The organism is Sedimentibacter sp. (genome assembly GCF_032080165.1).
Classification (GTDB): Bacteria; Bacillota; Clostridia; order Tissierellales; family Sedimentibacteraceae; genus Sedimentibacter.
In genome coordinates, this window is sequence record NZ_DAMASY010000013.1 from 58,270 (window position 1) to 79,626 (window position 21,357).

24 protein-coding genes and 1 tRNA gene are annotated in these 21,357 nt (G+C 33.4%); 2 read left to right on the forward strand and 23 right to left on the reverse strand.

Annotated features, from left to right (window positions below):
• On the reverse strand, positions 1-519 hold the full coding sequence (locus RT412_RS15250; protein WP_313340673.1) for a Gx transporter family protein: 519 nt from the start codon (positions 517-519) through the stop codon (positions 1-3).
• 19 nt (positions 520-538) lie between these two features.
• Positions 539-943: a NusG domain II-containing protein gene (locus tag RT412_RS15255; RefSeq protein ID WP_313340675.1), complete on the reverse strand. Its 405-nt coding sequence runs from the start codon at positions 941-943 to the stop codon at positions 539-541.
• A 230-nt stretch (positions 944-1,173) separates the two neighbouring features.
• Between RT412_RS15255 and RT412_RS15260 the strand changes: the two genes are divergently transcribed.
• Positions 1,174-2,106: a CorA family divalent cation transporter gene (locus RT412_RS15260; protein WP_313340677.1), complete on the forward strand. Its 933-nt coding sequence runs from the start codon at positions 1,174-1,176 to the stop codon at positions 2,104-2,106.
• A 51-nt stretch (positions 2,107-2,157) separates the two neighbouring features.
• On the opposite strand, the gene RT412_RS15265 is transcribed toward RT412_RS15260, so the two are convergent.
• The 15 genes from RT412_RS15265 to RT412_RS15335 form a co-directional block, all read right to left on the reverse strand.
• Positions 2,158-2,790, reverse strand: a complete 633-nt coding sequence (locus RT412_RS15265) for a DUF4241 domain-containing protein (protein WP_313340679.1) — start codon at positions 2,788-2,790, stop codon at positions 2,158-2,160.
• Between the two features lie 17 nt (positions 2,791-2,807).
• Positions 2,808-3,269 carry a transcriptional regulator NrdR gene (gene nrdR, locus RT412_RS15270; protein ID WP_313340680.1) on the reverse strand — a complete coding sequence of 154 codons (462 nt, stop codon included), beginning with the start codon at positions 3,267-3,269 and terminating at the stop codon, positions 2,808-2,810.
• Positions 3,270-3,333: 64 nt separating this feature from the next.
• A complete protein-coding gene (locus RT412_RS15275; RefSeq protein WP_313340682.1) occupies positions 3,334-3,717 on the reverse strand; it encodes a thioesterase family protein in 384 nt (127 codons plus the stop codon).
• Positions 3,718-3,853: 136 nt separating this feature from the next.
• Complete coding sequence (locus RT412_RS15280) at positions 3,854-5,188, reverse strand: ABC transporter permease (protein ID WP_313340684.1); 1,335 nt, start codon at positions 5,186-5,188, stop codon at positions 3,854-3,856.
• A gap of 20 nt (positions 5,189-5,208) precedes the next feature.
• Complete coding sequence (locus RT412_RS15285; protein WP_313340685.1) at positions 5,209-6,963, reverse strand: efflux RND transporter periplasmic adaptor subunit; 1,755 nt, start codon at positions 6,961-6,963, stop codon at positions 5,209-5,211.
• Positions 6,956-7,657: an ABC transporter ATP-binding protein gene (locus RT412_RS15290; protein WP_313340687.1), complete on the reverse strand. Its 702-nt coding sequence runs from the start codon at positions 7,655-7,657 to the stop codon at positions 6,956-6,958. The genes RT412_RS15285 and RT412_RS15290 overlap by 8 nt, the downstream gene beginning before the upstream one ends.
• Before the next feature lie 83 nt (positions 7,658-7,740).
• A complete protein-coding gene (locus RT412_RS15295; RefSeq protein WP_313340689.1) occupies positions 7,741-9,207 on the reverse strand; it encodes a hypothetical protein in 1,467 nt (488 codons plus the stop codon).
• Positions 9,208-9,365: 158 nt separating this feature from the next.
• The gene (locus tag RT412_RS15300) at positions 9,366-9,653 is read right to left on the reverse strand and encodes a hypothetical protein (protein ID WP_313340691.1); all 288 of its coding nucleotides are present in this window, start codon (positions 9,651-9,653) and stop codon (positions 9,366-9,368) included.
• A 4-nt stretch (positions 9,654-9,657) separates the two neighbouring features.
• On the reverse strand, positions 9,658-10,026 hold the full coding sequence (locus tag RT412_RS15305; protein ID WP_313340693.1) for a universal stress protein: 369 nt from the start codon (positions 10,024-10,026) through the stop codon (positions 9,658-9,660).
• A 16-nt stretch (positions 10,027-10,042) separates the two neighbouring features.
• Positions 10,043-10,139 (reverse strand) — tRNA-Sec (locus RT412_RS15310).
• Between the two features lie 46 nt (positions 10,140-10,185).
• Positions 10,186-10,872, reverse strand: a complete 687-nt coding sequence (locus tag RT412_RS15315) for a response regulator transcription factor (protein ID WP_313340695.1) — start codon at positions 10,870-10,872, stop codon at positions 10,186-10,188.
• 123 nt (positions 10,873-10,995) lie between these two features.
• Positions 10,996-12,900 (reverse strand): selenocysteine-specific translation elongation factor, encoded by a 1,905-nt coding sequence (gene selB / locus RT412_RS15320; RefSeq protein WP_313340697.1) that lies wholly within the window; start codon positions 12,898-12,900, stop codon positions 10,996-10,998.
• Positions 12,897-14,306: an L-seryl-tRNA(Sec) selenium transferase gene (gene selA, locus RT412_RS15325; protein ID WP_313340699.1), complete on the reverse strand. Its 1,410-nt coding sequence runs from the start codon at positions 14,304-14,306 to the stop codon at positions 12,897-12,899. The genes selB and selA overlap by 4 nt, the downstream gene beginning before the upstream one ends.
• A gap of 23 nt (positions 14,307-14,329) precedes the next feature.
• Positions 14,330-15,373 (reverse strand): selenide, water dikinase SelD, encoded by a 1,044-nt coding sequence (gene selD, locus RT412_RS15330; RefSeq protein WP_313340700.1) that lies wholly within the window; start codon positions 15,371-15,373, stop codon positions 14,330-14,332.
• A gap of 79 nt (positions 15,374-15,452) precedes the next feature.
• The gene (locus RT412_RS15335; RefSeq protein WP_313340701.1) at positions 15,453-16,013 is read right to left on the reverse strand and encodes a ComEA family DNA-binding protein; all 561 of its coding nucleotides are present in this window, start codon (positions 16,011-16,013) and stop codon (positions 15,453-15,455) included.
• Between the two features lie 244 nt (positions 16,014-16,257).
• Here RT412_RS15335 and RT412_RS15340 point away from each other — a divergent pair, with 244 nt between their 5' ends.
• Positions 16,258-17,544: a D-alanyl-D-alanine carboxypeptidase family protein gene (locus RT412_RS15340; RefSeq protein WP_313340703.1), complete on the forward strand. Its 1,287-nt coding sequence runs from the start codon at positions 16,258-16,260 to the stop codon at positions 17,542-17,544.
• Positions 17,545-17,639: 95 nt separating this feature from the next.
• On the opposite strand, the gene RT412_RS15345 is transcribed toward RT412_RS15340, so the two are convergent.
• From RT412_RS15345 to RT412_RS15370, 6 genes are read right to left on the reverse strand one after another with little or no spacing between them, the layout of a single operon-like run.
• A complete protein-coding gene (locus RT412_RS15345) occupies positions 17,640-18,023 on the reverse strand; it encodes a RidA family protein (protein WP_313340704.1) in 384 nt (127 codons plus the stop codon).
• A gap of 9 nt (positions 18,024-18,032) precedes the next feature.
• A complete protein-coding gene (rsfS, locus tag RT412_RS15350) occupies positions 18,033-18,395 on the reverse strand; it encodes a ribosome silencing factor (protein ID WP_313340706.1) in 363 nt (120 codons plus the stop codon).
• Positions 18,392-18,895: a bis(5'-nucleosyl)-tetraphosphatase (symmetrical) YqeK gene (gene yqeK / locus RT412_RS15355; protein WP_313340708.1), complete on the reverse strand. Its 504-nt coding sequence runs from the start codon at positions 18,893-18,895 to the stop codon at positions 18,392-18,394. The genes rsfS and yqeK overlap by 4 nt, the downstream gene beginning before the upstream one ends.
• A gap of 3 nt (positions 18,896-18,898) precedes the next feature.
• Positions 18,899-19,504 (reverse strand): nicotinate-nucleotide adenylyltransferase, encoded by a 606-nt coding sequence (gene nadD, locus RT412_RS15360; protein ID WP_313340710.1) that lies wholly within the window; start codon positions 19,502-19,504, stop codon positions 18,899-18,901.
• A gap of 12 nt (positions 19,505-19,516) precedes the next feature.
• Positions 19,517-20,887 (reverse strand): PTS system mannose/fructose/sorbose family transporter subunit IID, encoded by a 1,371-nt coding sequence (locus RT412_RS15365; protein ID WP_313340712.1) that lies wholly within the window; start codon positions 20,885-20,887, stop codon positions 19,517-19,519.
• Positions 20,884-21,357, reverse strand: a complete 474-nt coding sequence (locus tag RT412_RS15370; protein ID WP_313340713.1) for a PTS sugar transporter subunit IIB — start codon at positions 21,355-21,357, stop codon at positions 20,884-20,886. The genes RT412_RS15365 and RT412_RS15370 overlap by 4 nt, the downstream gene beginning before the upstream one ends.

The following is a 21,357-nucleotide window of genomic DNA, read 5'->3' on the forward strand; positions in this document are numbered from 1 at the left end:
TTATACCTCTCTTTTTAATTTTAATAATGTCTTATTTAAATTTTCGGTTACAAAAATAGATGTGTATCCTACAAAACAACCTGTAAAAATACTGACAAAAGATAATACAGGCAAATAATAATACAGGTTTGCAGATTCAAAAAGTATTGCTGCAACAGTTACCTGAGAAGCATTGTGTGTCATTGCTCCCAATACGCTTATACCTATCAAGCTAAACTTTTTAAAATATTTGTAGCCAAAACTCATTACAATCGCACTCATTATTCCGCTTACTATACTGTAAGTGAATGTAATCGGATTCGTCGCCACAAGCATCAGCAATATGCATCTGATGATTACAACTAATAAAGCATCCTTAAATCCAAAAACAATTATTATTGACATTGTAACAATATTTGATAATCCCAATTTTGCACCCGGTGCAACGTAAGGCAGGGGAATCATACCTTCAATAATGCTTAAAATTAAAGCCCCTGCTGTTAATAGAGATAAAAATATATATCTTTGTATTTTATTCATCGTTTACTCATCCTGTCATCTATTGTGCAATAATATCTATATCATCCGGGTCTGAATTATCAGTACTACCCTTAATTTGTATCATAAACCTGTTAGGCAGACACACTATTACTTCTCCGCCGTTGTGAATTTTGCCCTGATGTAAGCATATCTTATCAGGACAGGTGGCTTCATGTATCCATATTTTACCGTCCTCAATACGGACAGTATTATAACCTGTTCCTTTTTCATTCTCTACTTTAAATTCCGTTTCATAATCATCTGTCAAGGTATACCTGCCAACTAATTCATTGTTTGAATAAACATAGGCAATTTTCTCGGTCTCTTGTATCATGTTATTGCTTCCGTAAATCAAAATTAAAACATTTACCGCTATTATGACTAAAATTAAAGCAACATCATATTTGTTAATTTTTTTTCTCATGGTAATCCTTTTTCTCTCTTTATAGATTATTTATTTTATCATCTATTTAACATTATTTCAAGCTTGTATAATATATTTTTCTTCCCGGTTATCCATATTTTTCAAGGTACATTATTGATAACTTTTCTGATTTTACAAATATTTTAAATGTTTCCTTGTTATTTTTTATAAAACTGGTAAAATAAATTACATACTACTTCTTAAAATACAATATAATTGAGGTGAATCAATTGCTGACATATAGAATTTTTCAAGACAACCTTTCAGAATTAACCTTTGATGATTTTGAGAAAGATGAAAAAAATAAGTATTGGATTATGATGACTCCTAAAGAACTTGAAGAAAAAAACGAAATTTTTCATTTCAGCCATCAAACAATTTATGACTGCATGCATAATGAAGATACCCCTAAGCTGGATATATATGAAAATTACAGCTTTGGAATATTAAACATCATAGGACCCGATGAAAAATTTTTTTCGGTAACTGAATTAAACTTCTACATCTCTAATAACTGCCTGATATTTGTTTCTGAGAATTATCTTGAAATATTCAGAGAAATTCAAAATGACATAAGCAATAAAGGAAGCTTAAGCTTAAGCACCGAAAAAATTTTATATAACCTGATTGATAAAATGACCGTCAAGGATTACGATATGCTGTCAAATTTGGAATCTGAAATTTCAGGAGTCGAAGAGGACGTGCTGGAAGGTAAGACCAAGGATTATATAAAGGATATTGTATTGTTAAAAAACAAACTTCTATTTTTAAAAAAGCATTATGAACCGCTTCTTGATGTTGTTGAAAATTTAACAGAAAATGAAAATGAAGTTCTTGACAAAAAATCCATTACATATTTTGTGATTTTATTTAACAGAATTGAACGCCTGAACAGAAAAGTAGGAAATCTGCGTGATTATGTGACTCAAATAAGAGAATCTTATCAGGCACAGCTTGATATTAATCTGAATAACACCATGAAGCTTTTTACTGTATTGACAGCTGTATTTTTACCTCTGACGCTGATTGTCGGCTGGTATGGCATGAATTTTCCCACTATGCCCGAATTTCACTGGAAATATGGATACATCTTTGTAATTTTTTTAAGCTTAACGGTTTTGTCTTTCTGTCTCTGGATATTTAAAAAGAAGAAATTATGGTAGCATAACAAAAAGCAAGACTCAGCAGGGACCATCTCCGCTGAGTCTCTCACCCTATTTCTCTATTACCATAAAATCTGTAACTAATCTTGAAAGCTTATTATTTTTATCATAACCGTAATATGTAGGGAATGTTCCTTCGTTCCATCCTGTTGCAAAAACCACAATATTACATCCGTTATTCTTATCTATTAAAATATCTGCACAGGAGTATTCATTTCTTCTCACTGCATCCTTTATTGATTTTTCGTAAATATCTAACTCTGCATCATCCATTACATCCAAAATTTCCATAACACTTTCATCCATAAAGCAGCCAAGACCATTTTCAACTTCATATCCCATAAATTCATCATGAGAAAAGCCATTTGATGATTCACCCTTTAAAAGTGCCATTTCCCATTTAACAGGCTCATTATCATTAATTCTAAGCTCAGATACTACCGTTTGACTCTTCCTGTTATCTGTTTTCCCCACATATATATTTACAACATAGGTTCCCGGCTTTACACGTTCCGAATAACTTTCATCATCATACATCAAGATAGGATCAGTAGCAATTATTTTACCTGTTTTTAATTTTAACTTACCTGCTTCTATTTTCTCTATCTTCATCCGTCCAAATTCAGTATCGATTATTTTTATATTGCCGTTAATTATGTTAAGAACATCGTAATTAATATACATAATGCTCGCTCCTTTGCTTATTTTTTTCTTTCATCAAGTATTTTTTTAAGCTCATCCATAAAAGTATTAATATCTTTAAACTTCCTGTAAACAGAAGCAAACCTTACGTACGCAACATCATCTACACCCTGCAGTTCATTCATTACCAGCTCTCCGATAACCTCAGTAGACACTTCATTTTGAAATGTATTATAAAGCTGTTTTTCAACTTTATCGGCAATTCCTTCTATCACTTCAAGAGAGACAGACCGTTTATCACAAGCTCTTATAAGACCGTTTATAATTTTATCTCTGTTATATCCCTGTCTGGTTCCATCTCTTTTAATAACAACTATTTGAGTTTCCTCAATTTTTTCGTATGTTGTAAATCTATGACCACATACCATGCATTCTCTTCGTCTTCTGATTTTAGAGCCGTCATCGGTTGGTCTGGTATCAAGAACCTTGCTTTCGGAATAATTACATTTTGGACATTTCATATTAATTTCTCCTTTTTTAGATTTTACTAAAAAATCGAATAAAAGTAAATAAATAATTGAATTATCATGATAAATTGCTCATAAACTTCTTTTCATCAATTATAAATCTTTCGTGAATTCCTTCGCCTATTTTTTTATCCTCATCAAATGCTTCAACCTTAAATACTAATCTTTTTCTATCAATTTCAATCAACTCTGCATCTGCATAAACTTTTTTACCTACCGCTGTTGCACCAATATGCTTTATATTAACACTGATGCCCACGGTTGAAAAGCCCTCAGGCAAATAATCCTTGACAGCATTCATTGCTGCTGCCTCCATGAGTCCAATCATCATAGGAGTTGCAAATACTTTAGCTGCTCCACTTCCGAATACTAAAGCAGTATCGTTCATTGTTACTGCTTTTTCTTCCCTTTTTTTAAGTCCGATATTTAAATTAAATTCCATAATATACTCCTTTTATATTTCCAAATATATAGTTATTTTACCATACTTTGCAATATGTATGCAATATTGTTCGCAGAGGAATGCATCAAATGAAAAAACAAAGAGGTCTTGAAATTTCAAAACCTCTTTATACCGGTTACTGACGTTTCAGCGCCTCAACCGGTGGTAGATTTGATGCATTTATTGCAGGATAAACACCAAACAACAATCCTGATGTTAAAGCTACAAATACTGCTATTCTTATTGAATCAAAGCTTACTATGGCTGAAAGCCCGTATCTTGAAACTATTGTAACAGCCCATGCCCCCAATATAATTCCTACTACGCATCCGATTATACTAACGTAAACCGCTTCAAGCAAAAATTGTATCAGCAAATCCTCTTTTTTAGCTCCAAGTGCTCTTCTAACACCTATTTCACCTGTCCTTTCGGTTACTGCTACAAGCATTATGTTCATAATACCTATTCCGCCTACAAGCAGGGAAACTGCGGCAATACCTCCAAGAAGAACTGTCATTATTCTGTTTGCCTGATCTGCTTCTTTAACTAAGTTGTTTAAGCTTGTAATTGTTAAGGGTTCTTCACCTTTTTCAAATACATTTTCTTTTCCTCCGGGAACTTCAGGAGACGGTTCCGCAATCGGTTCTTCTATAGGCATATTAGATGCAGATGCCGTTTCTCCTTCTTCCTGTCCGTTTCCGGGTCTGATATTACTTCCTATCCCTACTTTTCGCTGATATATTCTTCCTAACTGAATCATGGCAAGCTCAGCATCTTCCGAACTATTCGACTTTGCCCATATTTCCAATATATCCTTAGTGTTTGCAATCTTTAAAGCAGATGTGTACGGTATAACAATTTTATCATCTATACCGTCTCCCTTATCCTTACCTTTTTCTGCCAAAACACCTACTATACGATAGTTAATACCGTCTATTTTAAGTGTTTGACCTACGGGACTTCTTCCGTTTAATAAATTGTTGGCTACATTGTACCCCAAAACAGCTACGGGAGATCTTTGTTTAACGTGAAGAGATGTAAAAAAGTTTCCCGACAAAACCTTATGGTCTTTTATTTGAGGATATTGCTCGTTTACACCAACAATATTCATTTTACTTTCATCTCTTCTCCATCTGATTGGAGTATCCTGTGTATATACAACAGGTGTTGTGTATTGTATGCCGGTAACTCTGCTTGGAATTTCTTCTGCTTCTTTCGCATCAAAGGTAATGTTTTCGGCATTTGATTTAATAACAATAACATTTTCACCCAAGCTTTCAAATTGGGACACAATAGATTTTCTTGCGCCTTCGCCAATGCCCATCAAGCTGACAACAGCAGCAACCCCAATGGATATACCGAGCACCGTAAGAAATGTCCTCAGTAAATTGGAGCTTATGCCGTCCAATGCCATCATGGCTGAAAATTTCAATCTTATCAATAAAGATGAAATGTTTCCTTTACTTTGCATTATCATCACTCCTCATTGATTTATTGATTATTTATCGGCAGGATTGCATCATTCTCCGGCACCGACTGACTTGGCATTAAATCTTTCGTGCTTCCTGTAACAACAAGCTGACCTTCCTCTAATCCGCTAAGAACCTCTACGAACATATCGTTCATTAAGCCTACCTCTATCTCAACTATTTCAACCTCATTTCCTTCGGTTAAAACTTCAACCTTTTGCTTGCCGTTTTCTTCGAATACTGCTTCTATCGGAACTAACAAAGTATCCAACGATTCACCTGAATCAACAAAGCAGTTTGTATTCATACCGGGTCTCAAGCCCTCTCTTCCTTCAACCTTTATCTGGACATTATAAACAGTTTTTCCGTCTCTGTCTGTATATTGATTAAGATGCGTTACAACGCCGTCAAAAACTTCTCCGGGCAATGCATCAACTGTCACTATAACAGGAGCATCCTGACGGATGTATAAAACGTCAAGGTCTGAAACTGTGGTATAAATGTACATTTCATTTGTATTATACATATCCAACAGCTGCAATGACCATTGGTCACTTGAATCAGAAGCTACTAACGTATCTCCTTCTCTGTACATGACGTAAGAAACCATTCCGTCGGAAGGAGCTGTAACCATCATCTTGGTTGTCAATTCAGACACTTTATCAATTTTCTTGTAAATCTGTTCTATTTCATCTTTTATTTTTCTGATATCTTCTATTTTATTTTGGATTGATTCTGTAACATCATTACCTGCAATCCTGATTAAAGTCTGACCTTCTTCAACAAATTCATTTTCACTTACCAAGACCTCTGTGGCAATTACCGTAGTATCTAAGCTGCCTGTGTAATAAACCTTTTTCTCGTTAAGATAAGAAGAAACTATTGAAGTAAAATATAATGAATAAAGGGGTGTTCCGTTTTCTTGTTTATATATTAGTGCTTTCATTCCCGGTTGTACAAGCCCCGGATTTGCTGCCTCAATCATACCATTGTGTACGTAGTATATCATATCCGATGATGGCACGGCATTTTCGTTCAACAAGGTTATTTTTCCGGTTATGAATCCATTGAATAAAGGAACTTCTTTATCGTCTTCTACTGTATTTCCTTTTATAATCCTCGATATTTGCATCTGAACTTCTTCACCTTCTTTAAGGCTTTCAAATTCATGCTGGTTAACTTTAAAAGGTATTTTAACCACACTGTCATCCACTATTGTAGCTAAAAATCCACTTTCCAGCATATCTCCTTCTGTTATGGACATTTCGCTTATTCTTCCTCTTATTGGTGCAGTTATAACAATTCCTTCATTAGGATTTACTTGTGATATGTCAGTTATATCCTTGTTTATTATTTTGCCTAAGGCTATTGTTTTTTCACTTATAGAACTTTGCTTATCCTGAATACTTTGCGTAAGTTCATCTAATATTTCTCCAAGGTTTTCTGCTGATAAGCGCACTAAATTGTCGCCTTTTTTTATCATTTGATTTGTATCTACAAACAATTCTTCAACCTTGTATGTAACGGAAATGCTCATACCGTTAGCATCGGTTATACCCTCCGGCTTCGGTGCAGATATGGAGCCGCCCCAGTTTCCGTTTAATTGTCCTGTTATATTAACTCCTTGCTTTATATCTCCTCTTGTTACCTCTTTTGTAGCGTATCTCGGTTCATTTGAAACCTGAGAAGAGTCAGGAACTAACATTTTTGCGGTAAAATAACCTCCGGTAAATACTAAACCTATTACTACTACTATTGAAATTATCTTTTTATACATTTAAAATACCTCCACTGCTTTCATCAGAAACTATTTCTCCATCTACTAATCTTATTATTCTATTTCCGTATTCGGCGATTTCTTCTTCGTGTGTAACCTGAACAATTGTCATAGATTGTTTTTTATTAAGCTCTATAAATAATTCCATAATCAAATCGCCGGTTTTCGTATCTAATGCTCCTGTTGGCTCGTCTGCCAATATAATTGATGGCTTGCCTACTATTGCTCTTGCTATTGCTACTCTCTGCTGCTGTCCTCCTGAAAGCTGCGACGGCAAATGGTGCATTCTTTCTTTAAGTCCAACCATTTCCAAAGCATGTTCAGCCAATTCTTTTCTTTCCTTACCGTTCATTCCTCGATAGATAAGTGGAATTTCAACATTTTTAATCGCATTAGCTCTGGGAAGCAAATGAAAGTTTTGAAAAACGAAACCGATAAACATATTTCGAATTTCAGACATTTTTGAATCGCTGACCTTATCAACTACATTACCGGAAAGCTCGTAACTGCCGCTTGAAGCATGATCTAAGCATCCTATTACATTAAGAAGAGTCGATTTTCCTGAACCTGATGGTCCCATGATGGAAACAAATTCTTTTTCCTTTATTGTAAAAGACACGTTTTTTAATGCCTCAACTTGTATTTGTCCTGATTTGTACAATTTGGAGATATTCCCCATCTTTATTATATCCATATTCCACCTCTCTTTTGCGATATTCTATCAGTCCTCATTATAAGACGTGAAACTACATGAAAAAGTTCCATAATATCATAAAATTATTTTATAACATCAATATAAATTGAATCAATCCACACCTTATTTTGACCTTTATATTCTGCGTAAATATTTAAATAATCAGCATTAGTTACATTAATAGGTACAGTCAGGGGTGACCACATATCATCGTATACATCTAATTTTGTATGGAAATTAGATGCCAAAGTGCCATTCTTATATGCTTCTAACACTACCGACACCTCTACATCTTTTTCCGACTTCATTTTAGCCCCTATTCCGATTTGCTGTTTTAACATGTAACTGAATTTTTCGTCGGTAAAATCAACAACAGCAAACAAGCTCTTAACAGTTTCCTCCCCTTCATTTTTGACTAACAATGAATTTTTACCTTCCAGGTATATGTTGTTATCAATTTCCGCCTTTGATCCGCTGTAGCCAATACCCTCTAAAAGTTTATCATTAAAGTATATTTCTGTTGAATCGGTTATATCTGAAGCAGGTGTTTCATTTCCGGGGTCTGTCGTCTCTGCCGGATTTGGTTCCTCAGGATTTTCATTTCCGATTTGTTCGTTAGGATTATCACCCTTAGTTTCCTCGGCATTAAACATTTTAATTATTTTGTTACCTATTAACAAAACAATAACAACAATCAACAACGAAACAGCCAGCCTGATTATTTCTTTTTTAGAAAATACATTTTTATCCTTATATGTTTGTTCTTGTTGGCCGTCTCCGTTCAAGTAAATATTTAATACTGAATCATCTTCCTGAACAGAATCAGTTTCAGATTGGATAAAACTATCATCCGCTACTGTTTCTTTCTCTACGGTGTCTTTATTTATATCTGTCGTATTGACAGAGCCAAATATCATTCCATAAATAGGTGACTGCATTAACTCATCAAATACATCCTTGGGAAACACGTATTCTTTAGTAAGACATCTTACTATAATCTTCAGAACATCAGGAGGTATGGTATCAGAAATATTGTAATCAACAATTTCGGTTCCGGAAAAAATATAGTGAAGAATATTTCCTAACCTTTTAAAAGTTTCATTATCTGCAATATCATATTCCTGTTCAAAAACAAGATTTAAATCTACATATAAATTATGATTATCATCAACAAAAATTCTATCTAAGTCAAGTATCTTTTGTTGAACTACATCCGTCATATTAAATATGCTTTGAGCGAGCGTAATAATTTTTTCGGACAAATTAAACTGTTGTTTTAATGTAAGATTTCCCGCAATACCTTCCTTCAATCCTTTATACTTGAGGTTTAAAGGATATGTATAAATATATATACGATCGTCTGTATTATAGGCCTCCAATATATTAGATGACAAAGATTTTAACTCAGGTATATTTATCAGATTAATAACTTTTTGACTTGTAATAATATTGCTGTAAAAAATATCTCCCGTTTCATTTTCCTTGCATTCCACTACTCTTTGGAATACATTTTCAAAAATAGTTCGGATAATCTTGTAATTATTGTTCATAAGCACCTCCTCAGCGTTCTTCAGAAAATTTATAACCTAATCATATATTATCAATTAATTCGACAAAAATAAAGATAAATTTACTAATATTTACATATTATATTTCAGAGGAAGGGAATTAGGGCATCGCAGGGGTTAGGGCATAAAAAAAACGAGGATTATTTTAAATCCTCATCATCGTCAATTTCATATTCTACATTTTCTATAATATCTTTTTCTTTTAGATTTTTTTCATTTCCGTAATATTTTTTGGTTTTTTCAGATACTAAGCTCATAAGATATACGAACATCAACAAATCATCCAATATGCTGAAACCTAAAATTGGCATAGGGATTAAATCTACCGGACTGATTATATAAATCAGAGGTATTATAATCCACCATTTTTCTTTTAATGGAATTTGTTTATCGAAAAGAAATTTAAATACTAAAAAAATTTTATTCATAATATTACAGAACAAACTCCCTGTCAGGAAGCCCTTTTCTTAATTTTGTAACAAAATTATTTGAAGGATCCTTTTCTCGTGAACTTCCCAAAACAACATGTGTTATTTCCATTTCTTCAGCATATTCTACAATAGATTTAATTACATCCTTAGATCTTTTAACCACCAGTTCAGCTCCGACATTCTTAGTTATCATAAACAGATACTCCAATGCTTCACCGTCGCTGAAGTTGTTTAAAAGCTTATCATTTTCATTTACTACATGAATTACATACAGGTTATCGCCTTTTTCCTGTGTTAGTTTAACACCTTGTTCTATGAGTTTTTCGCATGTTTTCTGTTGCGTAACACATACCAATACATTTTTATGCATCACTTTTCTCCTTAAATGGCGGGAATATGTGGGAATTGAACCCACCCAGGACGGTTCAACGCCCCGCGACTGATTTTGAAGACCAGGAGGCACACCAGCACCTATCTATCCCCATCGAAATAATGATAACATACTGCCGAAAATAATTCAAGCCAATTATTAATGAGTATTTCTGAAATAATATCCAACTCCCCATTTTGTAAGGATATATTCGTAGTTTTTATTCTTGTTTTCTATTTTTTCTCTTAGTCTCCTGACGTGGACATCAACAGTTCTTAAATCACCGAAATATTCGTATCCCCATATGATTTCCAACAATTCTTCTCTTGAATAAACCTTACCGGGATTTGTTGCAAGAAGTAATAATAAATCAAATTCTTTAGCGGTTAAATTAATTTCCTGTCCCTGTAAGCTTACCTTCCTGCCTAAAGCATTTATGATAAAATCATCAACGATAACTGTCTGTTCATTAGGTTTTTGATTAACTCCCTTAGTTCTTCGAAGAATTGCTTTAATTCTTGCTTTTAATTCCAATATATTAAATGGCTTTGTAACATAATCATCCGCACCGTATTCCAAGCTCAGTATTTTGTTCATATCCTCGTTGTTGGCGGTTAAAATCAATAAAGGAACGTTTGATATTTCTCTGATTTTCTGACAAACCTCAAGCCCGTCCAAGTCAGGCAGTACAAGGTCCAACAAAATAATGTCATAATCATTTAATGATACTTTTCTTAACGCTTCATTACCTTCAAGAGCTAAATCTACTTCATAACTGTCCTGTTCGAAGCTATTTTTAAGACCTTTAATCAATAATAGCTCATCATCAACAATTAATATTTTCATTTGTTACGCTCCTTCATTAGTTTGTTACAAAAATTAAACTTTTATTAATCTTACATTGAATTGGAAAAAAAGTCAAGTCAAATATTCATTTGTGTATTTTAATGAATTACTGATTATAGGATATTAAAACAAAATTCTGTCGTTTTCAACCCTTTTTGTAACCTTAACGCTATCGAAATGTTCAAGAAGACCTATTGCAATTTTACGGTTTGTATTTAATAAATCCCTATATTGTGCTGCAGAAATTTTTGTATTTTTCTTAATAAATTCAACAAGCTTTTCTTTTGCATCATTGTATATTTCTTCAGTTGTTATTCCGATCTCACCAATTTTCGCCAACTTTTTATCATCAATCATCAAGGAAATAACTTCTTCCGCTTTATCATTGTTAACCATAGCTATAAGGTCCTCTGATTTAATTAATTCGAAGTTAGCTTCCCTTAATGTTTTTATAACATTCTGTTCAACTTTTTTATACGTTTCATCATATTGTATTTGGAAACAACCTAAGGATACATACTCTCCCTCTGTCTTAATTAATCCCTTATTTTCAAAGGATTGAATTATTAAATCAAATATTGTTTGCTTAACGGTTGATAAAAACCTGCTTTTTATTTCTGATTTTTTAGCACCCTTTGAGTATTGTTTTATTTCATGATAATTATACAAATATTTTTCTATGCTTTCTTCAACGCTTCTTTCATAATTTTTATGCCATAAGTACTTATCACTTTTAAAGCTAAATACCGTTATTTTTTCTTCCTCTTCAAGAATTTCAACACTTAGATTTATTTCTTCCTCCGAAAGTGCCGTTATCTTTGCTATATCAGAGATTGCAGGTACATTCTTTGAATTTTCCGTTATTATTTTTTCTATAACGTCACTGCTGCTTCCCTTTTCCTTAACTTTAAGCTCTTCAATTAATAAATCATCAAATCTTTTCTTTTTTAAAGGTACCGGTTCTATTATTTCACCACCGCCTATTGTTTCCATCGGAGAATAAAATCTAACTATAAACTTATCTTTTCTTCTTACCGCTATTTCTTCCTCCAGCCTTAACTGAGCATAACAGCTTTCTCCGGGAGACAATTCATCTCTGTCAAGAAGAACTACTCTGCACAGTATTTCACTGGTTCCCGTATAAAGGTGTAATCTTGAACGATTTTCCACAATGCGCCTTGAGCTTTTAAGTATACTTAGCTTAACATCTAACATCATCGTATTTTTCATGGAATTTTTGGGTGCAATCACACAACCTCTGTAAATTTCAGATTTTTTAATATTGGATAAGTTTATAGCAGTTCTTTGTCCCGCATAAGCTTCGTTCGCATCATTTGAATGAACCTGAATATTTCTTATTTTACATATTTTATTAACCGGATAAATTTCTACTTCATCACCTTTTTTAAGCATGCCTGAAATAAGTGTTCCTGTTATAACTGTTCCAAATCCGGTTATTGAAAAAACTCTGTCTATGGGCAATCTCGGTATAGTATTAATGTTTCTTTCTTCGATCTCAGTTTCTGTTTTATTAACGATTACATCAACCAATTTATCTAAGCCGTAGCCTGTCTTAGATGACACTTCAACCATAGGTGCATTTTCTAAGAATGTATCTTTTAATTCCTCTTTCAGATCTTCTTTAACAAGTTCAAGCCATTCCGAATCTATTAAGTCATACTTAGTTATAACTACTATACCTTTTTTGACTCCAAGCATATTTAATATATTTAAATGCTCCGTTGTTTGAGGCATCATTCCTTCATCTGCAGCAACCACAAGAAGCACCAAATCCATTCCTATAACACCGGCAAGCATATTTTTTATAAATCTTTCGTGTCCGGGCACATCAATAATACCTGCCTTATTTCCGTTAGGCAGGTCAAAATAAGTAAAGCCCAAATCTATGGTTATACCCCTTCTTTTTTCTTCTTCCCACCTGTCGGTTTCTCTTCCTGTCAATGCCTTTATTAAGGTCGTCTTACCATGATCTATGTGCCCGGCTGTACCGATTATTATGTTTTTCATCTTTCCTCCTCAAAGATGTATTTAAAAGCTTCTAAAATTATTTCCTCTTCTCCTTGGAGTACAGTTCTTAAATCTATAATAAACCAATCGTTAACGACTCTTCCTATAATAGGTGTTTCCAAATGTCTTAATTTATTTTCTAAGGATGATGTAGTCATATTAAGAGGTTTAAAATTAAGTGAAATGCTGTCAATTCTCTCAAGGGGCAAAGAGCCGCCTCCAATTTGCGACTGGCAATCCTCTATAAGAACTTCGCATTTATTACCCGATATTTTTATTAATTTATCATATATCAAATTTGCCGTATTAAATAATTCATCCTTGCTTCTGTTGATTAATTTTAAAACAGGAATGCTTGATACTGCCTTTTCTTCATCCATGTAATCCAAAAATACACTTTCCAATGCACAGCTTGTAAATTTATCAATTCTCAAGGCACGAGTTAACGGATGTTTTTTTATTTTTTCAATTAAGGCCCTTTTCCCTGCTATTATGCCTGCCTGAGGACCGCCTAACAGCTTATCTCCGCTAAAGCATACTATGTCGGCTCCCGCATTTATGGAAGCTTGCACCGTCGGTTCGTAGGTTAAACCATACTTGCTTAAATCAACTAAGACACCACTGCCTATGTCCTCAATAACAGGCAAATTATATTTACATCCAAGCTCTGTCAGCTCATCTACCGATACAGATTCTGTAAATCCCACAATTCTATAATTGCTTGTATGAACCTTCAATAATGCCGCTGTATTTTCATTTATTGCATTTTCATAATCATATAAATGTGTTTTATTAGTTGTTCCGACCTCCTTCAATACACATCCGCTTTGCTCCATAACGTCCGGAACTCTGAAGGAACCTCCTATTTCAACCAATTCTCCTCTTGAAACTATTACTTCCTTACCCTTGCAAAGAGCAGAAAGAATCAATAAAACAGCAGCCGCATTGTTGTTTACCGCCATTGCCGCTTCTGCCCCGGTTATTTTAGTTGTTATTTTTTCAAAATGGGAATATCTTGAGCCCCTGATACCATCCTTTAAGTTGTATTCTAAATTGGAATATCCTGTAACCAATTGCTTGATTCTGTCAGCAGCTTCATCGGAAATTAATGCTCTTCCCAAGTTTGTATGTAATATGGTTCCTGTTCCGTTTATAACCTTTTTTAAATTATATTCGGTGTAGCTCTTTACTTCCCCAACAATGTCCGGTACAAGATTTTTTATTTTTCTATTTATATCCTCTTGACATTCCGAATTATTAATAAATTCTCTTAATTCATCTGTAACCTTTCTGACTGATTCTAAAATATATTCTCTGCTGCATTTCTTTTCTAAGCTTTTAATTTCATCGTATTCCATCAACAAATCAACTTTAGGAATACTTCTGTAATATGTTTTTTTATCCATGTTTTCTCCCTATGATTATGACATTATCGTATAATCACATTATAGCTTCCTTCTTTTTCAATAACCCTTCCTATAACAGCAGATTCAGTATCTAAGCTCATCTTTAAATCCTTCATTATACTGTCCGCATATTTTTCATTGACTGCAAATAACAGCCCTCCCGAAGTTTGAGGATCGTATACTAAGTCAATAAATTGTTCTTCTACACCTTCTATAGAAATTTTATTTTCAAAAAATTCTCTGTTTCTATAAGCACCTCCCGGAACAAGTCCCATTGAAGCATATTCAAATACATCCTTAATAACCGGCACATCTTTTATATTAATAACAAATGTTTTATTGCTTGCTTCCGCCATTTCAGCAGAATGCCCCGCTAAACCAAAACCTGTTATGTCGGTACAGCAGCTTACAGGATAATTTTCGATTACCCTTTTAGCATATTTATTTAATGTGCTCATTATATGGATTGCCTCATCTTTGGATTCTTCAGAGCACATATCGGCTTTAATCGCCGTATTGACGATTCCTGTTCCAACAGATTTTGTTAATATCAACACATCATTTGTCTCTGCACCGTAATTTTTCAGTATTTTATCCGGATGAATGAAACCTGTTACGCATAATCCGTATTTTGGCTCATCGTCCTCTACCGAATGACCGCCTGCAATGGTTGCTCCTGCCTCCATTACCTTAGAGGCACCGCCCTTTAATATTTCAGCCATAACATCCGGATCAAGGCAATTTGGAAAACCAATTATATTTAAAGCCAAGGCAGGCTCTCCACCCATAGCATATATATCACTTAAGGAATTTACAGCGGCAATCTGCCCGAAAGTGTAAGGATCATCCACAACCGGTGTAAAAAAATCAACCGTTTGTATCATGGCTATATCATCATTTATCTTGTATACGCAGGCATCATCTGATGTTTCCAATCCAACAATTAATTTATCATTTGTAAATTTTGGCAGCTTACTCAAAACTTGAGCAAGGGTCTTAGGACCTATTTTAGCCGCTCAGCCTGCAGCTTTTGTCATCTGTGTAAGACGTATTTCATCTCTTTGCATAATTTGCACCACCAATCATATATTCTTCTCATATAGTTACCAACAAACAATCAATTGTATATCCATTGCCTGTCTGCTGCTAATCAATTGTTATTATTTCTTTCATTTTTTCAAATGTTTTTTCACCAATACCGTCTATATTTTTAATTTCCTCTATTGAGCCAAAGGATTTTTTATTTCTGTAATCTATTATTCTTTGAGCATAAACATCTCCTATGCCGGGAATTGTCATTAGCATATCCTTGGATGCAGTATTTATATTAATTAATTTACTGTTTTCAGCACTTATTTCATTTATTTCATCATCGTTTAAAATATATATTTTTTCTCCGTCAACAAGTAATCTTGCTTTATTAAGATTCTTAGTATACGCCTTATCCGTAAGTCCGCCGGCCATCAAAATTGCATCATTGACTCTGCTTCCTTCCTTAAGTTCATATACACCGGGGTTCTTTACAGCACCATCAATATCAACAAATATGCTTTCTGATTTTTCTGTTTTAACATTATTGTCACCAATATTTTCACTAAATACTATATCTTTTTCCTTGCTTGAAAGTTTAATCCCCAAGTAAGTCATAATTAATAATGCAATGATTAAAACAACCGCAAGCCCTTTTTTATAAATACGATTGTTCATAAAAAATCTCCTGTATTTGCAATATTAGATTAATTCGCATTAAATATTTCCCTTGAAGCGAATTAGTCAATACTGTTCTCCTATGTCACGGACAAATATTTGTCCGTTCTTTTAAATAAAAACAGTAATAGACATATACTAATTACATTATACATTATTTTTGCAAAAAATCAAAATTTATAATTACAAAAGCATATAATTCTGCTATACTATTATTTGATTTGTATAAATAAGGAGTTTACAGATGATAAAAAGATTTATTTACCTTCTGTTATTAATTTCTGTATTTTTATTAAATGTATCTGCTGCCTATGCTGCACCGAATACTATATGTCAAACATCAGTGCTGATTGATGTAAAGACAGGAACAATATTATCCGAGAAAAAAGCAAACCAAAAAATGTATCCTGCAAGCCTTACTAAGATTATGACGGCTATTTTAGTAATAGAAATGGGAGATCTATCCGACATTATAACTATTGATGATGATACCCCTCATGAGATAGCAGGAAGCCACATTGCTTTGGAGCCGGGAGAAATATTGACGCTTAAGGATTTATTGTACGCATTGATGCTGCCTTCGGCAAATGATGCGGCTCTGGCATTGGCAAAGCATTATGGCGGAAACGAAGAAAAATTCGTTAAGCTTATGAATGATAAGGCAAAGGAGCTTGGGGCATACAACACAAATTTTGTAAATCCTCACGGCTTACATGACCCCAATCACTATACGACGGCTGCGGATCTTGCTCTAATTGCGAAATATGCAATGGAAAATGAAACCTTCAGAAAAATAGCAGGCACCGAAAGATATGAAATACCGCCTACCAATAAAAAAGATGAAACAAGATACTTTGCTAATTTAAACAGGCTGATACATAATGCGAGCTATAATCAGATATATGTAGACGGTGCATACATTGACCCCACATACGAATATGCGACAGGCATTAAGACAGGCTATACTCCTGAAGCAGGCAATACTTTAGTTGCCAGTGCCAGCAAGGACGGCACCGATTTAATAGCTGTTATTATGAACGGGGTATCCTTGGAAATGTATCAAGATGCGCATAATCTTTTTAATTATGGTTTCAAAGAGTTTGAAAGCACAACATTGATAAGCAAAAATACATTTGTACAGAATATAGAAGTTAAAGACGGAGACATCAAAGAAATTTCAGCTATAGCAGAAAATGATTTTGCGACGTTAATTAAAAAGGGTTCAAAAAATAATATTGAATCAAAAATTATTATTAATGACATCAATTTACCTTTAAATAAAAATGATGTGGTTGGTAAAATAGAATATCAATCAGACGGTAAGGTAATAGGAAGCGTTAATCTTATAACTCCTACACCCGTAAAAAGCACCTTGTCTGAAAATTCAAAAAGCAATATTTTCTTTACAATCATTAAGTTTATTCTTATAATAACTGCCGGTATAGTTACAGGGTTATTCTTATTAAAGGTTTATAATGATATCAGAATTAAACTAATCAGAAAAAAAAGAAAGAGCAGATATAATAGCTAAGCAGATGACCCGAATTTTAATTTGGTGTCAGTCGCTTATACTGTAAGTATAATTAATATGTCCCCCGCTTTTATTGACGAGGGACATATTTTTTATTATACGACTGCTATTGCATCAATTTCTACATTTGCATCTTTAGGTAATCTTGCAACCTCTACGCAAACTCTCGCCGGTTTTGTGTCGCCAAACACTTCACTGTACATTTCGTTTATTAACCCAAATTGATTCATATCCTTAATAAACACTGTACATTTAACCACATCCTTTAAAGATGCACCTGCTTGCTCTAATATAGCTTTAACATTCATTAAAGAAATTCTTGTTTCTTCTTTAATGTCTCCACCTGTATAAAGTTCTCCTGTTGCCGGATTAATCGGCAGCTGACCTGATACGTAAATAGTGTTGCCGGCTTTTATTCCCTGAGAATAAGGACCTACCGCTGCCGGCGCATTGTTTGTTTGAACTACTGTATTAGCCATAATAACCTCCTATTTCCAATTTGTTATACCATATTGCTCAACATCTATTGAATTATTATCATACCATAGTGATTCAAGGTCATAAATTTCCCTTTCATCTCTATGAAAAATATGAACAATTATGTCATCTGTTTCTAACAATATCCATCTTGCTGTATCAAAACCTTCTTTATAATAAAAATCTATTGCTTCCTGAGCACATTTTTCTATTACCTCCTCGGCAATTGCCACTGTCTGTCTTTCGTTATTGCCGCTTACTATAATAAAATAATCGGTTATCGAGCTCGTTTTTGATACATCAAGAACGGTAAAATTGTAAGCTTTTTTATTTTCACACGCTTTAAGTATAATTTCAATTTTTTTGTTTATCATCTTTTCTCCTTTAAAAATTTTAATGTATTTAACGATTGATGGTCAAGTACTTTATTCATATCTTTTACATATTCTATTGTGTTTTCTAATGATAATATAATTGCAGCATCTAAATCCTTATAAGCAATTTCCCTGAGCTCTTCTACCCCTTCATAATGTCTGTTAGGTTCTATCTTATCAGCAATATAGATTATTTTTTCTAATGTGGTCATATTTTCTTTTCCTGTTGTATGATGCTTAATTGCATTTATTATATCCTCATCCTGTACATTATAAACCTCTCTTGCAAGAATTGCACCTGCTTTAGCATGAGTCAGATTATCTTTTCCTTTTTCTGCTTTGCCGCAATCATGCAAAAGACCTGCTATCTTTGCTTTATTAACATCAATTGAATATCGCAGGCTAAGCTTTTCAGCTTCATCCATTGTGCCTACGCAATGATTGAATATCTTCGGACTTAATCTGTCTTTTAATTTGATTATTAAATCATTTAAATCCATCTTTCACCTGTATAGATTATTCTTTATAATATATTGTTCTACCGGTTCCGGCAACAAATATTTTGCGGAAACACCATTTTTAATTCTTTCTCTTATATCAGTAGAAGAAATCTGAAGCATGGGCACCTGCATAAGCTCTATGTGACCATTGAGTGTATCTTTTATTTCTTTTATTTTCATTTCAATAATGTCTTTACCTGTTCCCGGTCTTGATACAGCAATAAATTTACACAACTTTAACAGTTTTTCCGGCTCATGCCAATTAAGAATATCTATAACAGCGTCAGTACCTGTTATAAAATAGAATTCCGTATCAGGATACATTTCTTTGAATTGTATTAAGGTATCCAACGTGTAGCTTTTTCCTGTTCTTTTGACTTCTATGTCAGAAACAGTAAATTTATCGTTTGACACGGTTGCAATCTGTGTCATTATATATCTATCCCAAGGGCTTGTTTTTAACCCATTTTTATGAGGGGGGATTCCCGTAGGAACAAAGATAATTTTATCGAAATTGTATATATTTAAAACTTCGTTAGCGACAACTAAATGTCCCTGATGAATAGGATTAAATGACCCACCCATTATTCCCACTTTTCTGTTTATCATCTAAAATTCCTCTTATCTGAAAAAATGCATATAATTGAATAATATTAGTTTCCCTAATGAAACTCCCAATATTCCCGAAAAAATATACGGAAAATACAATTTAATTTTGCTGTTTTTAACTATGTTAATTCTTTCGATTAAACTTTCCTTACCCTCATAATAACCCTTCATAAATCCGGTATATGAAATCATTAAAATTAATAAAGCAAGAATTATAACAGGTATAACAGCCAAAGAATAATAACCGTCAGTACATAATACCACTGACAATGAAATGAACATCGGCGTTAATACAACCTGAGTAAAGGAATCTCCCAATCCTGCCGCTATTCCCATCATTCCTTTTTTAACAAAGCTAATATTATTGTTTTCTTCTTTGTTTAAGACCATTTGTTCTTCTTGAGAAATAATATATCCAATTATGGGTGTTCCCATATTCGGTTCCGTATTAAAAAACTCACTGTGTCTGTATATACCTTTCATCATTTCATCTTTATCATTATAAAGCTTTCTAAAAATATTCTTCATGCTGTGAGCAAATGCCAAACCCTGCAACCTCTCAAAGCTGTAACATGAATGCGAGTAGTTGGACCAGATGACCCACGAATAAACCAAATCCCTTTTATTCAAAATACTCTGCTCATGCATAACATAGCTAATTTTTATCAGTGTTTTATCCGTATATAAAAATAAAAACAATAAAACTGTTAAAACTGTTAAATATGACGGGATATTGAAAATTAGCGTAATTATTAATGAGCCAACAAAAATTAATATAAATTTTTTGTTTTTTAATTTTAAAATTAAAGAACAGGAAGTATATATAATTAGTGCAAACCCTAAAATAAATAATATTTTATTTAAACTTGCTGCATATATTCCGATTGAATTCATAATAAAAAGAGCTGTTATAATTACAGACGTACTCATGATGTATAACAAAAGCTGCGGCAGAAATCCATTATATAAATTTATTTCAGGATTATTGCCTTTTTCATACTCTTCTTCAAATTTTTTAACAAATACAGAATTAATATTCAGACGATACTTCCAAATTAAAATTCCCAAAAAACCAAACGGATAAGCAATTGCTGCGGATTCTACCATATTTAAATTTAAAGTGACAGCTGCTGCTGCTGCAATAATTGCAGTAAGCATTTGATCTCCCTTAAAAGAGCCGCCTGTTGATATAAAATTCATATAAATTAAATTGACAACTGCACCGGCTGCCATACCATTAACTGCGTCTCCTAAGATAAAACCTGTCAGCAATCCTGATATTACCGGTCTGTACAATGTAAAGTACCCAACTCCAAAAGATAGTGCCGTGCTGCTTCCCCAAAAATATAATATGCTAATTAAAAAATACTCTAAATAGCTCATTTATTTACCTTTTCTAACTTAATTTCTTTATCCTTAGGCAGCATTCTTATTTCAATCTCTGTTTTTTTCGCAATGCCTTGGAGCATATTTAATTCCTCGTCACTTAAATAAACAGAATTATAATATTTTTTTCTTTTTAAATTACTGCCAAGATTGCCTATATTAATTTGATTCAATGCTATATTAAATTCCAAAAGCTTTATTATGTATTCGATATTTTTAACTAAAATAAGTATATTAGAACCGGTATCTTCACCTTTTAAATAGTTTGCCGCCTCTTCAACCGTAAATATATGCACATTTACATTTTCCGGCTCTGCATTTTTTATTAAAAGTGACATAAACTCATCACGTGCCAATTCATCATCAACAATAATCACCTCATTCGCCTTAAGATAAGGTATCCAGGATACAACCACCTGTCCGTGAAGCAAGCGGTCATCTACCCTTGTCAAAACAATTTTTTTCAT